The organism is Blautia segnis, assembly GCF_014287535.1.
Lineage (GTDB): Bacteria > Bacillota > Clostridia > Lachnospirales > Lachnospiraceae > Blautia_A > Blautia_A acetigignens.
This window is the reverse complement of the sequence record NZ_JACOOT010000033.1, coordinates 1-15,329: the sequence shown is the minus strand read 5'-3', so window position 1 is coordinate 15,329 and position 15,329 is coordinate 1. Positions and strand designations below refer to the sequence as shown.

At 46.6% G+C, this 15,329-nt stretch carries 23 protein-coding genes; 9 read left to right on the top strand and 14 right to left on the bottom strand.

All coding sequences use genetic code 11. The features are described 5' to 3' along the window. The first annotated feature begins 2 nt into the window (after positions 1-2). The 3 genes from H8S54_RS13805 to H8S54_RS13795 are packed head-to-tail and all read left to right on the top strand — an operon-like array spanning position 3 to position 1,527. A complete protein-coding gene (locus tag H8S54_RS13805; protein ID WP_002585090.1) occupies positions 3-956 on the top strand; it encodes a hypothetical protein in 954 nt (317 codons plus the stop codon). After that, entirely contained in the window at positions 953-1,165 is a 213-nt protein-coding gene (locus H8S54_RS13800; protein ID WP_004607965.1) for a transposon-transfer assisting family protein, read from the top strand. Before H8S54_RS13805 ends, H8S54_RS13800 begins: the two co-directional genes overlap by 4 nt. Further along, positions 1,162-1,527 carry a cysteine-rich VLP domain-containing protein gene (locus H8S54_RS13795; protein ID WP_002585089.1) on the top strand — a complete coding sequence of 122 codons (366 nt, stop codon included), beginning with the start codon at positions 1,162-1,164 and terminating at the stop codon, positions 1,525-1,527. The genes H8S54_RS13800 and H8S54_RS13795 overlap by 4 nt, the downstream gene beginning before the upstream one ends. A gap of 177 nt (positions 1,528-1,704) precedes the next feature. Here H8S54_RS13795 and H8S54_RS13790 read toward each other — a convergent pair whose 3' ends face one another. The 4 genes from H8S54_RS13790 to H8S54_RS13775 all read right to left on the bottom strand — a co-directional run bounded on the left by H8S54_RS13790 (position 1,705) and on the right by H8S54_RS13775 (position 4,271). Next, entirely contained in the window at positions 1,705-1,956 is a 252-nt protein-coding gene (locus H8S54_RS13790; RefSeq protein WP_002585088.1) for a helix-turn-helix domain-containing protein, read from the bottom strand. Between the two features lie 63 nt (positions 1,957-2,019). Continuing rightward, entirely contained in the window at positions 2,020-3,366 is a 1,347-nt protein-coding gene (locus H8S54_RS13785; protein WP_002585087.1) for a relaxase/mobilization nuclease domain-containing protein, read from the bottom strand. Continuing rightward, on the bottom strand, positions 3,327-3,656 hold the full coding sequence (locus tag H8S54_RS13780) for a plasmid mobilization protein (protein ID WP_002585086.1): 330 nt from the start codon (positions 3,654-3,656) through the stop codon (positions 3,327-3,329). The genes H8S54_RS13785 and H8S54_RS13780 overlap by 40 nt, the downstream gene beginning before the upstream one ends. Before the next feature lie 261 nt (positions 3,657-3,917). Beyond that, positions 3,918-4,271 (bottom strand): helix-turn-helix transcriptional regulator, encoded by a 354-nt coding sequence (locus H8S54_RS13775; RefSeq protein ID WP_004607969.1) that lies wholly within the window; start codon positions 4,269-4,271, stop codon positions 3,918-3,920. Between the two features lie 381 nt (positions 4,272-4,652). Between H8S54_RS13775 and H8S54_RS19580 the strand changes: the two genes are divergently transcribed. The 6 genes from H8S54_RS19580 (at position 4,653) to H8S54_RS13745 (ending at position 9,453) form a co-directional block, all read left to right on the top strand. Continuing rightward, a complete protein-coding gene (locus H8S54_RS19580; RefSeq protein WP_456298166.1) occupies positions 4,653-4,760 on the top strand; it encodes a cysteine-rich KTR domain-containing protein in 108 nt (35 codons plus the stop codon). Positions 4,761-4,835: 75 nt separating this feature from the next. Further along, the gene (gene rlmN / locus H8S54_RS13765; RefSeq protein ID WP_004607971.1) at positions 4,836-5,825 is read left to right on the top strand and encodes a 23S rRNA (adenine(2503)-C(2))-methyltransferase RlmN; all 990 of its coding nucleotides are present in this window, start codon (positions 4,836-4,838) and stop codon (positions 5,823-5,825) included. 536 nt (positions 5,826-6,361) lie between these two features. Beyond that, on the top strand, positions 6,362-6,793 hold the full coding sequence (locus H8S54_RS13760) for an RNA polymerase sigma factor (RefSeq protein ID WP_009255547.1): 432 nt from the start codon (positions 6,362-6,364) through the stop codon (positions 6,791-6,793). Then, entirely contained in the window at positions 6,774-7,034 is a 261-nt protein-coding gene (locus H8S54_RS13755; protein WP_002590583.1) for a helix-turn-helix domain-containing protein, read from the top strand. The genes H8S54_RS13760 and H8S54_RS13755 overlap by 20 nt, the downstream gene beginning before the upstream one ends. Positions 7,035-7,448: 414 nt before the next feature. Beyond that, a complete protein-coding gene (locus H8S54_RS18485; protein ID WP_004607973.1) occupies positions 7,449-7,676 on the top strand; it encodes a transposon-encoded TnpW family protein in 228 nt (75 codons plus the stop codon). Positions 7,677-7,776: 100 nt separating this feature from the next. Continuing rightward, positions 7,777-9,453, top strand: coding sequence for a recombinase family protein (locus tag H8S54_RS13745; protein WP_002569190.1), 1,677 nt, complete (start codon positions 7,777-7,779; stop codon positions 9,451-9,453). A 48-nt stretch (positions 9,454-9,501) separates the two neighbouring features. On the opposite strand, the gene H8S54_RS13740 is transcribed toward H8S54_RS13745, so the two are convergent. The 10 genes from H8S54_RS13740 to H8S54_RS13695 all read right to left on the bottom strand — a co-directional run bounded on the left by H8S54_RS13740 (position 9,502) and on the right by H8S54_RS13695 (position 15,214). After that, positions 9,502-9,702, bottom strand: a complete 201-nt coding sequence (locus tag H8S54_RS13740; RefSeq protein WP_186901670.1) for a recombinase family protein — start codon at positions 9,700-9,702, stop codon at positions 9,502-9,504. A 120-nt stretch (positions 9,703-9,822) separates the two neighbouring features. Continuing rightward, a complete protein-coding gene (locus tag H8S54_RS13735; protein WP_155512691.1) occupies positions 9,823-9,987 on the bottom strand; it encodes a hypothetical protein in 165 nt (54 codons plus the stop codon). Positions 9,988-10,154: 167 nt separating this feature from the next. Next, positions 10,155-11,852 carry a MobA/MobL family protein gene (locus tag H8S54_RS13730; protein ID WP_207725622.1) on the bottom strand — a complete coding sequence of 566 codons (1,698 nt, stop codon included), beginning with the start codon at positions 11,850-11,852 and terminating at the stop codon, positions 10,155-10,157. 283 nt (positions 11,853-12,135) lie between these two features. Continuing rightward, on the bottom strand, positions 12,136-12,543 hold the full coding sequence (locus H8S54_RS13725) for a hypothetical protein (RefSeq protein ID WP_070102271.1): 408 nt from the start codon (positions 12,541-12,543) through the stop codon (positions 12,136-12,138). Positions 12,544-12,729: 186 nt separating this feature from the next. After that, positions 12,730-13,020 carry a hypothetical protein gene (locus H8S54_RS13720; protein ID WP_055056596.1) on the bottom strand — a complete coding sequence of 97 codons (291 nt, stop codon included), beginning with the start codon at positions 13,018-13,020 and terminating at the stop codon, positions 12,730-12,732. After that, positions 13,001-13,249, bottom strand: a complete 249-nt coding sequence (locus H8S54_RS13715) for a hypothetical protein (protein WP_055056595.1) — start codon at positions 13,247-13,249, stop codon at positions 13,001-13,003. The genes H8S54_RS13720 and H8S54_RS13715 overlap by 20 nt, the downstream gene beginning before the upstream one ends. A 75-nt stretch (positions 13,250-13,324) precedes the next feature. Continuing rightward, entirely contained in the window at positions 13,325-14,281 is a 957-nt protein-coding gene (locus H8S54_RS13710) for a hypothetical protein (protein ID WP_055056594.1), read from the bottom strand. A gap of 219 nt (positions 14,282-14,500) precedes the next feature. Continuing rightward, positions 14,501-14,842, bottom strand: coding sequence for a type II toxin-antitoxin system RelE/ParE family toxin (locus tag H8S54_RS13705; protein ID WP_055056593.1), 342 nt, complete (start codon positions 14,840-14,842; stop codon positions 14,501-14,503). Between the two features lie 9 nt (positions 14,843-14,851). Further along, positions 14,852-15,010: a hypothetical protein gene (locus tag H8S54_RS13700; RefSeq protein WP_154108127.1), complete on the bottom strand. Its 159-nt coding sequence runs from the start codon at positions 15,008-15,010 to the stop codon at positions 14,852-14,854. Between the two features lie 111 nt (positions 15,011-15,121). Further along, positions 15,122-15,214, bottom strand: a complete 93-nt coding sequence (locus H8S54_RS13695) for a winged helix-turn-helix domain-containing protein (RefSeq protein WP_330600192.1) — start codon at positions 15,212-15,214, stop codon at positions 15,122-15,124. Positions 15,215-15,329: the final 115 nt, after the last annotated feature.

The window sequence follows — 15,329 nt, the reverse complement described above, 5'->3', positions numbered from 1 at the left end:
CCATGCCGGAACAGAGCAAATTTGAAAACATGGATTTGTTTGCTTCCCTTGAAGCGATTATGAAGCAGAACACAGGCTTTTACCAGAGCGACTTAGACATTGACAAAGAGATTATCGCAAAGGCGGCGGCAAGCCCCCACAGGGAGGACAAAACACTTTTGTGGTTCTGCCGCCCGTCCGGGACGCACTGTTTCCGGGAGCGCGACGTTTTCCTCAAAGACACCGCGCCCCACAACACATGGCGTTTCTACATGGAGCAGACAAGCGACCGCGTTCTTGCCTATGCAATCGAGCTGACGGGAAAGGAGCGCGGGAAAATCAAGGGCAATCTGTACGAACTGGACTACTCTAAACATTATGAGCGCGTCAAGGAAAAGGAGCTGCCCGCCGATACGGTGAAGCTGATTTATGAGCATGGGGAAAGGGTACAGGAAGCCGGGAGATATTTTGACGGAACCCCAGACCCGCAGCTTGGGAAATTTGAACGCTTTGAAGCCGTACCCAACGACCCGGACGCGCTGCAATCGCTCTTACAGGAAGAACGGCGCAGCCGGGAGCAGCTTTCGCCGGGGGATTTCAAGGCGCATATTGCCGCTTTGCGGGACGGGCTGATTGAAACGGAAGCGCGGCGCATTGTGCGGGAAATGAAGCGGCATTACGAGCCGAACAGCCCGAACAAGACCCATTTCATGGCAGAGCTTTCCCCGGCGTTCATGCGGCTTGCAGCCACAAAGGACACTGACCGCCTTTTCTCCATGCTGCCCTACAAGACCCTTTCCTTTTCCAAAATCGAGGGCAGACATGGGACGTATGCGCTGATTGACAAGGGGGAGAACCGGGACAGGGAGATAAGGAAGCCCCGCCCCTCTATCCGGGCGCAGCTTAAAGCAGACAAGGCAAAGACCGCCCCGAAAAAGGCGGCGGCAAAAACAAAAAATCACGATATGGAGGTATGAGCATGATTAGACTGACTGTTGAAGAAACAAACCTTTTGAGCATTTACAACGAGGGCGGCAAGCGGGCTTTGATTGAGAATGTCAACGCCGCGCTGCCCTACATGGACGCGGATATGCGGGAGCTTGCAAAGCGCACCCTTTCCAAAGTGGACGCTTTGACCGAAGCGGAATTTGCAGAGCTTCCCATTTACGCCGCTGATGAAGTATGAACGGGGTTAAGCGGCTGACGCCGCCCCAGAGCCGGAAAGTCAACGCCCTTGTGCGCCGGACGTGCTGCAATTATGATAACGGGAACTGTATCTTACTGGACGACGGGGACGAGTGCGTATGTCCGCAGCTCATTTCCTATTCGCTTCTCTGCAAGTGGTTCCGGGTTGCGGTGCTTCCCGCCGACAGGCTGCTTTATGCGGAGCTTTACCAGACAGGGGATAAGAAGAAATGTACCGAGTGCGGCGCGTTCTTTGCGTCAACCTCTAACAGTGTCAAATACTGCCCCGTCTGCCGGAAACGTATCACCCGCAGACAAGCCGCCGAGCGCATGAGGAAAAGACGCGCCCCTGTTACGCAGTAGGCGCGGAAAATCCCTTGATTTACAGGGCTTTCCGGGCGTGAAAATCGGATAGGCGATACTTTATACCTTTACCCCCAAAAATGGCGTTCTACTGCGTAACATTCACGAAAACAGCACCCATAAAAAGACAGGGCGCGGAAGTCATATACTGGCTTCCGCGCCCTGTTCTTTTTTTGCCTATCTGACATTTCCCTTTTCCATTTCTTCAAGCGGGAACTGCGGGAGGGCTTCTATCAGCTTCTTTGTGATGGACTGGCGCATATCTTCGTTGATTTCCTGTTTCGTGCTTCCGTCCGGCTGTCTGACCGCTACCGTCGATAGCCTGTCGATTTCGTCCTTGTAGCACTCCACGACTTTCTCCACCGCCCATTTTTCCCCGGCAACGGCGGCGCGTATGGTTTCATATTCCGGCATTTTCTGGTTTTCCATGCTCAACGCTCCTCTGCTTTTTGATAGCCCTATCATAGCACAGCGGCGGGGATTTTGCTATCCTTATCCGCGCTCTGTTCCCTTTTCCCGTTCCGGCTGCCTGTCTGCCTGTAAAATGCTGTCAATGTTCTGCTTGATAATATCGTATTCCCGGACTTTCTTTTTCAGCTTCCCATAGTCGGCATAAAGGGCTTCTTTCTGCGCTTGGAGGGCTTCATATTCCGATTGCAGCGCGGCAAGGTTCGGGAGCTTTGCAATGCCCGCCGCTTTCAGCGACCTTGCGGCGGCTTCATGTAGGATAATCGCCTGTTCCTGTCCGGCGCGGTACTTCTCCCTGTTCCTTGCCTTGCGGTATGCGTCATAGACGGGCTTTGTCTTTTGGTAGGTGGAAACATTCTTGATAAGCACCGCCATGTCCGCAAGCCGCTTTTCCGCGTCCTTCAATGCGTCTGCCGCCTGTCCGCTTTCCGCTGCCATTTCTTCAATCCGGCTGACTAAATCCGCGTACTGTTCAATCTTATGTTCCGTCAAGAAATTCATGGTCTTTGCTGCCTGTTTCAGATTGTGGATTTTCGCCCACTGTTCATAGCCCTTACTCTGCGCCGCCTTGATACTGTTCTCAATGTCGATAAGCAGCGAAACGCCGCGCTGCTCTCTGGGGGCTTTCGCCGCCTTTGCCCGTCTGCCCGCTATCCGTTCCCTTATGGCTTCCTCTGTATAATCCGCGCCGAGGGTTTTAAGACGGGTGAAGCGTTCCTGTCCGGGGGCGCGGCATGACACATATTTCCCCGGCTTTATCTCATAGCCCGCCGCCTGTAACCGCTGCAACAATTCCTCAAAACTGGAAACTTGGGGGATAAGCGCGTCAACGGCAATCTTTAGCTTGCCTTTCCAACTTGTACCCGTCTTTTCTGCCTGGTACTCCGCATAGCTCTTTCCCTTGCTGCCCTTGCCGGGAACGACGACGGACAAGCCATTTTCCCGACACAGCTTGTCGCTCATGTTCCGTATGCCGTAATAGCTCCTTTTGTTGGAATTATATTTGCGGTGGTCTACGAAATTTACGGCGCAGAAAATAATGTGATTGTGGACGTGTCCTTTGTCAATGTGCGTCGTGAGTACATATTCATGCTGCCCCTTTGTTACCGCGTCGGCAAGCTGCTTTCCGATTTCATGGGCTTTCTGATAATCGACTTCCCCCGGCTCAAAGGACTGTATCAGATGAAAGGCTAAATTGTTCCCCTTTTGGAGTGCTTGGGACAAGGTATATTCAAATTCAATATCTGCCGTTTCATAGGAGCAGCCGAAAGAGGACACAAGCATTTTTCCGTCCGTCTTGTCCGGGTTTTCGATATAGTCAAGGGCTTTGCTTAGAGTGCTTTTAATAGGCTTAATCTTTGTAACCGCCATATCTCCGCAAGCACCCCCTTTATTTCCTCTATGTCCTCTTGGTATGCGTTCCCCGTCGCGTTTACGCGGCGTGCTATCTGGTTGACGTTGACACCGATTTTCTGTATCTCTGCGGTCATTGCCTTTATATCGGCATGGTCTATCTGAATGATATACCCGTCAATGGCAATCTTCCGCAGATATGCCGCCATGTTCCGGGTGGGTACGAGCTTCATTTTTTCCAGTATTAAATCCCGTTCCGCTTCCGTCACTCTGAATTTGATTTGCACCGTTCTTTTGCGTCCGTTCATGTATTCGCTCCTTTCCTTTCCGTTCCGAGGGTTTGGGACACTTCCCAACAAGCAATTTTCAACCGACGCGCCGCAGCGCGGGAGGGGAAAATACGGAAGTGGGTACCCGCTTCCTATGCTTGCTACGAATGTTTTTATCCCTTATGCCTTACTACGGAGCTATGCCCGGTTTTGCCAAACTTCCGCAAAAGAAAAACGCTGCAATCCTCAAAAAAAGATTACAACGCTCTCTAAACCTTATTCAATTCTGACGGACACTTCTTATCTGCCCTCTGTTTCGACTTCCGCTATCTCCTTTGCCGTTGCGCTCACAATCCGTATGCCTGTATCGCTCATACCGTCAAGAAGCGCGTCAAGCTGCCGCCGCTGCGTGTTCTTCTCTGGCGGCGTTTCCAAAAGAAACTGGTCTACGGATATATTGTAGCGGAGCATAAGCTCAAAGAAAATCTGTAAACTTGGGTGCTGCCCCTTGTTCTCAATGTTCGCAAGGTAGCGCGGCGAGATAAACATTTCGTCGCTCACTTTCTTGCGGCTCTCCTTGCGCCCTGTCCGCGCCGCCTTTATCGCTGCCCCAAAAGCCTTGAAATCGTATTTCGGTACTGGTCTTTTTGCCATAGTTATTCACCCTGTTACATTTTACTGTTCCCCTTTCTTCTTGGATATGTCTACACAATTCAATCAGTTAGCCAAAATAATTCATATGTATATGTTGACAATTAGCCGCTTTTTTTGTATAGTATTATTAAAAGGGGGAAATGTTTATGTTACATAGCATGCGTATTCGATAAGCATTGAAATCAAAAAAGATTTTTCCCATTTTCAATATGGGCTTTTTTGTCATGCTTATTTTGCATATGCTATACAACAAAACTAACGATGTATAGACATAGTATAAAAACTATGCCTTAATTTTGTTGTAGTGTTATATGTATAAATGCAGGTCAATGCTCATGTTGAGAATTGACCTGTATTTTTTTGCACAAAAGGAGAAATATTATGCTTGAAAAATATTGGATAAAATGTCCAATTTGTAACGGAAAGACGAGGGTTCAAGTATTTTATAATACGGTATTAAGAAATTTTCCTCTTTTCTGCCCTAAATAATTAACACATATCATTGATGTTGAAAAATTAGAAATCATAATCAAAAACTCTGAAAAACAAAAGGAAGGATATTAAATGAAACACTTACCTAAAAGTACACTTACGGAAATATTGAATGACCCATACGGATTTACTTACAAAGAAATGTCGGAAGTAATTGGAGAGGATAAAGCAAGAGCCTTATATGCGGAATTGTATAAACAGCCATTTCACAAAAAAAATCTATCAATATCAACAAAAAAAGTCTATAAAAGTAGCGATACTGAAAAGTATGTTTATGAATTGAAAGACAACAGGTATATCGAAACGGTTTTTATTAAACGGCGAGATGGTGGGACTGTTTGCGTAAGTACGCAAGTTGGTTGTTCTGTTGGCTGTATTTTTTGTGAGTCCGGACGCAATGGTTTCGTTCGTAATCTAACACCATCTGAAATTGTGCAACAGGTCATATTGATACGTCAAAAAGTAAATCGTATCGTTTTTATGGGAATGGGAGAACCTTTATTCAATTACGACAACTTGATTGCAGCAATCCATATTCTTCGAGATAGAAATGGACTTAACTTTCCAACCGACGGCATTACCGTATCAACAGTTGGTCCAGTTAATCAATTAAAAAAATTGCGCGAAGAACATCTAAAAATTCAGTTGACAATATCTTTACATGCAGCAACACAGGCTGCGAGAAACTGCATCATTCCTCATATGCACATGTACGCTATTGAAGATGTTGTTAAGCAAGCATTGTCCTATTCACAAAGGCATAATCGAAAAGTGGTATTTGCGTATTTGCTTTTACCAGGTATAAATGACCGTTCCTCAGATATAAGGCAACTTGCAAAATGGTTTAAGGGCAAAAATGTTATGATTAACGTGCTGCAATACAACCCGACGAGTAATTCAAAAATTAGAGCACCACAAAAACAAGAAATGGTTGCGTTCAAACATCAATTAGAGCAAACAGGACTTGAAGTTACCATGAGAGTTTCTCATGGTAGAGAGATTAAAGCAGCTTGTGGACAGTTAGCTAATACATATAATAAAGCCAAAAAACAACAAAAATAATTTAATTAAAAGAGCCAGACGCACAGACGCAGAGCCGATAATATGCAGTTTGAAATACTGCTGTTATCGGCTCTTTTTTGATTTAATTTGTGCCCCCAATAACCATATTGGAGCAAAATCAGAACTGTTGCTTGTCGTTCTTTGATTTCCGCAGCAGCTTTGAAAAACCAAAGCCGCCGTTTCTTTTTATCTTCTAATGAAATGACGCGGTATCACTGTTAAAAGCGGCGGCTAAAAGGAGGTAGCCGCCATGAAGCACATACCATATCGACAAAATCCGACGGTCATTGACACATCAAAAAAAGCCCGACCACCGCCGGGGAAAACTACGTCTATCAATATGAACTGTCTAATCATCTGAATACCGCTTACAATACCTATACGTCTGTCCGGGCTTTTCGGACAGGCGTATTTTGCTGCTCAAAAAATTTTTTGAAAAAAATCCGAAAATCTTCGGCGTTTTTTTCAAAAGGCAGTATTGCCCCGCGAAAAGGGGGAAGCACCACCAACTTTCCAACGAGAAAGGGGGTGAGAATGTGGAACCTAATCGCAGGGAGTTTATAAAACAGTGCGCTTTCCAGAAGTTTTGTAATACGGTACTGCACAATGAAGCGTGTGACGCTCACAAAGAGCTGCACAGGCATAAGGCAAGGGAGATTACCTTTTCCGACTTGACCTTAGAAGAAGCGCGGCAGCTTCATACCTTTGATGAATATTTCAAAGGGGAAATCGCCTTTGAAAGAGCCGGGAAGAAAATCACGCCGAAGCTGCTTCTTGAAGCAATCCGTACTTTGCCGGAAGAAAAGCGCAAAGCCGTACTCCTGTACTATTTCGAGGGAATGAACGACACCGAGATTGCGGAGCTGTTCGATACGTCGAGAAGCACGATACAGTACAGGCGGACAAGCTCTTTTGAGCTGCTAAAAAAATATCTGGAGGAAAATGCTGATGAATGGGACGAATGGTAACGAACCCGGCTACCCGGAAAAAGCCCTTGTTCCCTATCCTGTCATTTTGGCAGCGACAAAGGGCGACCCGGACGCTATGAAGATTGTCTTGCAGCATTTCAGCGGCTACATAGCCCGCCTCTCCATGCGGAAGCTGTACGACGAGCGCGGGAACGTCTATTTTGGCGTAGACCACGACATTCGGGAACGGCTGCAAGCAAAACTGATGATGGCTGTCCTCACCTTTAAGGCAGAGGAATAAACCGCAGCGGCGGGACGCTTTCTCTCTCCCCCTTTTCCGTTCCGCTGCTGACGCGGCAGCAAAGCCATTCTGAACCTTGACAAAGAAAGCGGCGCAAGATAACGGCGGCGCAGCATAGGGCAAATCGGATACGTTCCTTTTGCGCCGAGCCATACGGTGGGTGCGCCATGACGCTATCCGGGTGAGGTTATCCCCGCCCGGACAGCCGAGCGACCAACACCGCGCCGGAAAGCAAGTGTAGCGGCTTGCGGGCGACGACACGCAAAATATACAATGATACTTCCTTACAGCCACAGTCCGAGCGTTAAGAGCGTCGCAGGCAATGGGTAGGGCTGCATGAGAACCATGCCGGGGTGAAATTCCCATGAGGTTATGCTAATAACCGTCCGATTAAAGCCTTTGTTTTCTTGAATAGTGGACTTGCTGCTATTCATAGACTGTATTATATGTTTGCGAAAGAAAGGGGGATTTTCTTTGACGCAAAACCAGACGCCCGTTACCACAACGGAGCATAAAATCGGAAAAGTTACTTACCTTGTATGTTCGTCCGCAAGTGAACGCGCAACGGACACACTGGATAAAAAGATAAAGAAGCTCATTCGCAAGGACATGGAGCTGAACCCCGCAAACGCCCGGAAATAGGGCGTTTCTTCACATTTTATACATGACACAGGCAGCGGTATGTGGTATAATATAGACAGTACAAATACCATGCTTGTCTGTCGTCGGAAAGGAGGACAAAATGTTACAGACAGACAAGATTACCGCTTTATATTGCAGATTGAGCCAGGAAGATATGCAAGCCGGGGAAAGCGAAAGCATACAGAACCAAAAACTGATTTTACAAAAGTATGCTGACGAACACCACTTTTTCAACACACGCTTTTTTGTAGACGACGGATTTTCCGGCGTGAGCTTTGAGCGTGAGGGGCTTCAAGCCATGCTGCATGAGGTTGAAGCCGGGAACGTGGCGACCGTCATAACAAAAGACCTTTCCCGTCTGGGACGTAATTATCTGAAAACCGGCGAACTGATAGAGATTGTTTTCCCCGAATACGAAGTGCGCTACATTGCCATTAACGACGGTGTAGACACAGCGAGGGAAGATAACGAGTTTACCCCTCTGCGGAACTGGTTCAACGAGTTTTACGCCCGCGACACCTCAAAGAAAATCCGGGCTGTCAAACAGGCAAAGGCACAGAAAGGCGAGCGCGTCAACGGCGAAGCTCCTTACGGCTACCTTATCGACCCGGATAACCGCAATCATCTGATACCCGACCCGGAAACGGCACACGTCGTAAAACAGATTTTTGCAATGTATGTACGGGGCGACCGTATGTGTGAAATCCAGAACTGGCTGCGGGACAATGAGATATTGACCGTCGGGGAACTGCGCTACCGCAGGACAGGGAGCAAACGCCACCCCCGCCCACAGCTCAACGCATGGTACAACTGGCCGGATAAGACACTGTACGACATTCTGACAAGGAAAGAGTATTTAGGGCATACCATAACCGGGAAAACCTACAAGGTATCTTATAAGTCGAAAAAGACGAAAAAGAACCCGGAGGAAAAAAGGTATTTCTTCCCCAACACTCACGAACCTTTGATTGATGAAGAAACCTTTGAACTTGCACAGAAGCGGATTGCCACCCGGCAACGCCCGACAAAGGTTGATGAAATTGACCTGTTTTCCGGGCTGCTCTTTTGTGGGGACTGCGGCTACAAAATGTATGCAGTACGCGGAGCCGGGACGCTTGAACGGAAACACGCCTACACTTGCGGCAACTACCGCAACCGGGCAAGAAATGATATGCTCTGCACTACGCATTATATCCGCAAAAGCGTATTGAAAGAACTTGTCCTTGCAGACTTGCAGCGAGTAACGTCTTATGTGAAAGAGCATGAACAGGAGTTTATCGAAACCGCCAACGAGTGCAGCGCAAAGGCAGTACAAAAGACGCTGACACAGCAGCGGAAAGAACTTGACAAGGCGCAGAACCGTATTAACGAGCTGAACATCTTATTCCGCAAGCTCTACGAGGACAACGCTTTAGGGAAACTTTCAGATGAACAATTTGCTTTTCTGACTTCCGGCTATGATGAAGAAAAAAAGACGCTGACCCGGAGGATTGCGGAGCTGTCACAGGAAATCGACAACGCCACCGAGCGCAGCGCGGACGTAAAAAGGTTTGTCGCACTGGTACGCAGATACACAGCGATTGAAGAACTGACCTACGAAAACGTCCATGAATTTATTGACCGTATTCTTATTCACGAACTGGATAAGGAAACGAACACCCGCAAAATCGAAATCTTTTATAGCTTTGTCGGCAGAGTTGATACAGGCGACAAGCCTACTGAAAGTATCTCCTATTTCAGACAGATAGGAGCCGACGTAAAGAGTTATGCTATCTAACATACATCAAAAAGAGGTAAGATAACACCCTCTGCAAAAAAGGTATCGTTATCTTACCTCAACAAAATTCGTACCGGAATAACCATCGTCTACATAAAACTGATAATTATAAATCCCCAGTTCCTCTGCTTTTCTTGTCAGGATCGCTTTCTGGCTCTGGATGCTCATGCTCTCGCCCACGTTGCCGTCATCCAATGATAATCTTGCATAAAGTGCTGTCCATGTTTCTCTGATTTCTGTTGTCTGCATATTGACCTCCTGTGGTTTCTTCAATATCCAGTGACAGAAATACGCTGTCTTTATTATAGCGATTCCTGCCACCTCCTGCAACTGCTGATTTTATTTTTCCGGTGAAATCTGCATCTTTTCTCATCCCACCTTTTTCTGATTTTCCAGCTTCTCCTTTACATTCTGTTTCGCCGCTTCTTCACTAACGGCAGTCAGTACCTTTTCCATGCTCTCCTTGCCGGAATAAACATGTTCCACCACATAGCGGATCGGTTCTCTCCGGCGGTTCCCTGCTTTTCTCTGCATAAAATCCCTCCATAAATACCAATGCTGGCAGAGGATTATCCCTGCCAGCACACCAAATGTCAAACTATTGTTTCTGTTTTTCGTAGTCCTGCAATCTTTACTCATTGCAATCTCCTTTCTGCCTGCCGGGGGACATCCCGGCAGATTTTCCTTAACGATGTATAAATCTAAAGTCCCATTTCCTGACGTTTCTTCTTTTGCTCCTGCCCCCTGTCCATCTTTTCATGCTGTCGGCTCTGGGACTGGTCTTTGTTCTTCTGCTCCCGCTCATCTATCTTCCGGTTATGACGAAGCAACTCCACATAGGCAAGATTGACGGTACTCCTGCCGTAACGTCTGGACTGTTTCTCGTATTCCTGTGTCAGCTCTTTGATCTGTGCTTCCCACTTTTTCGGTGTGAATTTTTCTCCTTCCCGAAGAAGTTCATAGACCGGAATACGGAGTTCTTTCGCCGTTTCCAGTTCTTTCTTATGCTGGCTGTGATAAACTGCCTGTGCGATTCCTTTCTTCTGCAGATATTCATTACGGATGGGAATGTATGGAGCATAGGTGGCATAAGCCTCTGACAGTTCCTTTAACCGCCGGATTTCCCTTCCATCTCTGTTGCAGATTTCCTCTGCTTCTTTCTTGGAAGCTTCTTGCTGTACTGCAAAGGTTTCCAGTGCTTCAAAGCTGTCAATGCCTTTTTCTTCCACGAACCTCCGCACGTTTTCAATATCCATCAGTGCTGCACGATTACTTACCTTTTTTAAATTCGGTGCCTGTATCAGCGGCAGATGAAGCCTTCCAAATGCTGCAAGAATACATTCCAGCATTTCCAGAACCTCATTTTTCATCGCTGCAAATACGCTGACTTCCTTTGTACCGGAAGTTTCTTTCTGTATCGAACCAACTGCCGTCTGTTCTGCTTCACCTTCCTGTGCCGCAGGGATGTCTCCTGCCATTTTTCCTGCTTTCTTTTCTGCGGCATTCTTTGCAGCTTCCGCAGCTTTTTCCTGTTCCCATTTCTCCAAATTTTTCACACTGTTCCATGCAATATCATAGAACATCCTTGCCCTTTGCAGCGTCTGGTTATGCTCCATGATTGCCCGGTTCGCATCCCCTTTTTCGGTACGGATGCCTTTCCTCTCCAATGCACTGGCAATCGGACCTAAGTGCCTGGTCGGCTCCTGCTCCAGTCCCAGCTCTTTAAAAGAACGGTGTTCCCAGTACTCCGGCAGTCCGATCCGGTCATTCACCACATTGATGGTGTCCGTCAAATCCTTTCTCCATTTCCGGGAATTACCTTTTTCATTCCAGTCATTCACATCTACCGCCCTGCTCTTAAATCCCCGTCCGGACTTATTGCGGATTTTATTGCCGTCTTTATCAAGGATATATTCCTTTCTCTGCTTGGCTCCCCACTTCCCGTTTTCTTCCACCGGGCGCAGGGTGAGCATAAGATGGAAATGCAGGTTATGGATGCCATTTTGATTAACAGAATCATGGATTGCCCAGTCCGCACACATCCCTTTGGAAACAAAATTCCGCTGCACATAATCCCGCACCGTTTCTTCTGCCAGCTCATAGCTCCAGTCATTTGGAAGTGCTGCTTTCAGTGTCCGGCAAAGCTGGGCATTTTTCTGTTTCTCATTCAGCTCCACAGAGTTCCACAGCACTGCCCTGTCCAGCCATTCCTCCGGTGCATATTCCGGGAGATTGATTTCACAATGCACCAAATCTTCATGGTATTTCGGGCGATACGTTTTCCCGTCATACTCGCTGACAAGAACACTCCTGCTGATGTAAGAAGCTGCATCTACCGCCGACTGCCCTTTGCTCCGCTTTACAATGCTGAACCTTGTGCTGGCATATTTCGTGCGCATACTCACAAAGTTCCTCCCTTACCGTAAAATAGAGGGCTGCAAGAAAAGCCTTTGCAGATGGACGAAAGCCGGGTGTGTTTTCCGGGTTACGGGCAGATGCAAAGGATACAAGGGGGTAGGAAGCGCAGCGGACGGAGGGGAAAGGTTATTTCCCCTCTTGACTGGTGCAAGGCAGGCAACGCCCACCGCAGGTGCCCTCGGAGAGCGCACAAGACCATACGGAGTGTGGTCTATCTGTGCGCACCCCATAACTGGGGTGAACCCATACTCCCGGAGATACTGCTTACACTCCCTGCGAAAAACTGCCACCCGCAAAATCTTTTGAATTGGCGTATCCGCCGCTGTTTTCTTTTGTCTTCGTTTCATCGGCGTGACCGCCGTTTCTGTCTTTTTCATCTTCCATCTCATCCGCATTTTTCTCCATCCTTTTTACGTTTTCCACCGCCTGCCTGCACTCTGCCGAAGCAAGAGCCGCTGACAAGATCACATTCAGTTCTTTTTCTTCATACTGATAACATTCCGGGAAATACTTTGCAACAATGCCGCCCATCAGATATTTATGATGGTTCTGTGCTTTCCTGCGTTTCTCATTCTCCTTTTTGCGCTCTGCCTCATATCTTGCCTTTGCCTGTTCCAGATTTTTCAGTGCCTTATCCATTGCAGCACTGGTTTCATTCCTGTTTTTTATCATGTGTTTATACTCCTTTTCTCATTTTTCTGTTTGATTTTTTATTTTATGGCATAAAAAAACAGCCTGAACCTTTTCCATGTCCATAGCCGCTCTCCTGCCATTTGGTTTTCTATTTTTCTTAATTTCCGTATTTTCACGGACAGCTTTCTTCCTGACACAGAGCTGTCACCTCTGTGTGCGGTTCTTTCATAAATTTCCCGCATTTTTATGGCGGTTCATTTCCTGCATCCTCTGCCTTGCCCATTGGCTGTGCTCCTCGTTTACCTTTCTCGGTTTCCGAAGATTGATGAGGTGTTTTTCACAGGAATAGGTTTTACTCACTTCGGTCTGCTCTACCACCTGGTAATGCTCCGGATAAGCTGCAGCCAGTGCATCCAGTTTTCGCATCATCTGCGGGCTGGCTGTATAAATACTGGCTTCCTGTTCATCATTATTAAAATTGATAATCGTTTCCTGCTCATACTTTGTCAGTTTCATCTGCTTTTTTCTCCTTTCCGGCTCCCGCCTGTTTTGCTTTATTTGTATGCTGTTCCATCCACAAAGCCAGCTTCTGCTTTGTGACAAGTTTCCGCCCTCCCACCTGCAAGGTTGGAAAATCCGGACGGTTTAATAGCTGATACGCTCCTGCCTTTGAAATAGAAAGGGCCGATGCCAGCAGTTTTGCATCCAGCACGTCCGGCAGCGTTTCAAATAATTCTTTCCCCACAAAAATCACCCCCTGTCCGGAAATGGGTAAAAGAAAGCAGCTATCGTAAGGATAGCCGCCGATGGGATGGATGGATTAGAATGTTTCCAGATATTTTTGATATTCTTCCGAGATAAAATCCTCATAACAGTCTGCAATATGGCGGATTCTTTTCAGCACCGCACCGTGTGTCTTATAGCCTACAGCTTCCGCAATCTCCTGTAACCTATGCCCCTTCATTTTCATTTCCAGAATCTTTTTATCACGTTCGGAAAGCCCTGCAGCAAACTCCGCAATCTGAAGCTCTGACAACACCGAATTTTCAAACGCACTCCTTGTATCCGGAATATCAAAGTCTATGCTATTTTCTTCTGCATCCTCTGCAAGCTGCTCTATGGATACCGCCTTTTTCCTGGAACGGCTGTGTTCCCACGAACGCATGAAGTCCAGTTTTACCTGACTTCCCCTTTTATCGAAGTCCTCAATGGTTCGGTTGTTCCAGATTTCATCGATCATAGGCTGCCAGTTCTGTTCCTGTATAATTTCCGGCACGAGGGTACCGATCAGGTTGCCAAACTGCTGATAAGTAAGCCACGGAAGTTCCGTTCCCTCCGGCACGTTGTAAAGCTGCTGGAAAGAAAATCCGCTGACCTCAAATTTGTCACGCAGGAGCGGAAGCATAGAGTAAGAGAGCCGCCACAACGGAAAGTCCCCGGAATACTGCGCCGCACTGCCGGGTATCTCCCGGTAGCCGCCTTTTTGATATGGAACTTCAAAATACTGCCATGCGCTCCATGCCACACAATCCCATACCAGTTCCAGAAATGTATCATTGTTTATCATACTGTCATATTTATCCGTCCGCAGCACCTCATAAGGGCAGCGTGGGAAGTTCAGATAAACAGGACGTTTGCTGACAAACTCCTGCGGCAGACTATAAAATAATGTCAGCCATGCTTTGCCGCTGTTCTTTGGAATTTTTATCACCTGTCCCTGCTTCATTTCAATGATTTCTCCATTGTCATTCTGCTTCTGTTCTTTTACATCTTTCATCCAAAATCACCCCCCTACTGATACATGGCAGAAGTCCCATTAAAATGTTCCAATATTTTTGAATATTTTTGAAAAAGTTTTTTCTCTTTTAAATTTCACAATCTGTCCGTTATTTTCTAATATTTTTCTTCTGCTGTCCATCTGTTTTCAGCGGACATAAAAACAGGCGGTACCCAATCTGTTTGAATACTGCCTGTCACTATAATCTTTTTGTATATCCTATGCGTTTTCCCGCAGCCACCGATTGATGATATACTGCCAGTCCATTCCATCCTGCATGACACGCAGAACTGTAACTGTTTTCACTGCTTCATCCACAGTATAAAACAGCAGATAGGATTCACACGGTTTCATGTAAATATCATAACCACGATACCGGAAGCCTGTTGTATTATACCCGGTCGGAAGTGTATCAAGTGCAAGAACCGCTTTTTTAATCTTTTTGGAAAAGTTTTCTGCATATTCCCGGTACTTAAATTGCTGAAGGATATATTTCTTTTTTTCTTTCACATCCAGCTTGCCGCTCTGGGCAATGACAACTTTGTATTTTTTGTTTTCCATCCGTACCCCTTATACTGCATCAATTTCTGCCCATGCTTCTTCCACTGTCTGCACTCTGCCATTTTCCATATCGTCAATGGCTTCATCCAGCTTTGACAGAAGGACATCCATTGCATCGTTGATCGTATAAGTTGTTTCACGGGATTTCGTTGCCTGTGCCAATGCCATAACCATCACCCTTTCTTAAAATAGCACTCATGTTTCTGTCTTTATCATACCACGAACCATCAGAAATATCTATCATTTTTTGACAGTCACACAACACTGGATCTGATTTAATTATTCACACATTTTTTCATTAAACTTATAACCAACTCCCCACACAGTCTGAATATAGACCGGATGACTCGGATCATCCTCTATTTTTTCCACAGTTTTGCAGCATCACATGTTTGCTTGTAGCTTGAAAGCCTTTTATTTAGCGGCTGACAGGCTTTTTTTATTTTTAAAATTAATCATATTTCACTAGCGTTTTATGACGTTTTGT

Coding starts and splice junctions, on each gene's coding strand:
- H8S54_RS13805 (WP_002585090.1), top strand. CDS start 3: ATGCCGGAACAGAGCAAATTTGAAAACATGGATTTGTTTGCTTCCCTT.
- H8S54_RS13800 (WP_004607965.1), top strand. CDS start 953: ATGAGCATGATTAGACTGACTGTTGAAGAAACAAACCTTTTGAGCATT.
- H8S54_RS13795 (WP_002585089.1), top strand. CDS start 1,162: ATGAACGGGGTTAAGCGGCTGACGCCGCCCCAGAGCCGGAAAGTCAAC.
- H8S54_RS13790 (WP_002585088.1), bottom strand. CDS start 1,956: ATGGAAAACCAGAAAATGCCGGAATATGAAACCATACGCGCCGCCGTT.
- H8S54_RS13785 (WP_002585087.1), bottom strand. CDS start 3,366: ATGGCGGTTACAAAGATTAAGCCTATTAAAAGCACTCTAAGCAAAGCC.
- H8S54_RS13780 (WP_002585086.1), bottom strand. CDS start 3,656: ATGAACGGACGCAAAAGAACGGTGCAAATCAAATTCAGAGTGACGGAA.
- H8S54_RS13775 (WP_004607969.1), bottom strand. CDS start 4,271: ATGGCAAAAAGACCAGTACCGAAATACGATTTCAAGGCTTTTGGGGCA.
- H8S54_RS19580 (WP_456298166.1), top strand. CDS start 4,653: ATGCTTGAAAAATATTGGATAAAATGTCCAATTTGTAACGGAAAGACG.
- rlmN (WP_004607971.1), top strand. CDS start 4,836: ATGAAACACTTACCTAAAAGTACACTTACGGAAATATTGAATGACCCA.
- H8S54_RS13755 (WP_002590583.1), top strand. CDS start 6,774: ATGAATGGGACGAATGGTAACGAACCCGGCTACCCGGAAAAAGCCCTT.
- H8S54_RS13745 (WP_002569190.1), top strand. CDS start 7,777: ATGTTACAGACAGACAAGATTACCGCTTTATATTGCAGATTGAGCCAG.
- H8S54_RS13740 (WP_186901670.1), bottom strand. CDS start 9,702: ATGCAGACAACAGAAATCAGAGAAACATGGACAGCACTTTATGCAAGA.
- H8S54_RS13735 (WP_155512691.1), bottom strand. CDS start 9,987: ATGCAGAGAAAAGCAGGGAACCGCCGGAGAGAACCGATCCGCTATGTG.
- H8S54_RS13730 (WP_207725622.1), bottom strand. CDS start 11,852: ATGCGCACGAAATATGCCAGCACAAGGTTCAGCATTGTAAAGCGGAGC.
- H8S54_RS13725 (WP_070102271.1), bottom strand. CDS start 12,543: ATGATAAAAAACAGGAATGAAACCAGTGCTGCAATGGATAAGGCACTG.
- H8S54_RS13720 (WP_055056596.1), bottom strand. CDS start 13,020: ATGAAACTGACAAAGTATGAGCAGGAAACGATTATCAATTTTAATAAT.
- H8S54_RS13710 (WP_055056594.1), bottom strand. CDS start 14,281: ATGAAAGATGTAAAAGAACAGAAGCAGAATGACAATGGAGAAATCATT.
- H8S54_RS13705 (WP_055056593.1), bottom strand. CDS start 14,842: ATGGAAAACAAAAAATACAAAGTTGTCATTGCCCAGAGCGGCAAGCTG.
- H8S54_RS13700 (WP_154108127.1), bottom strand. CDS start 15,010: ATGGCATTGGCACAGGCAACGAAATCCCGTGAAACAACTTATACGATC.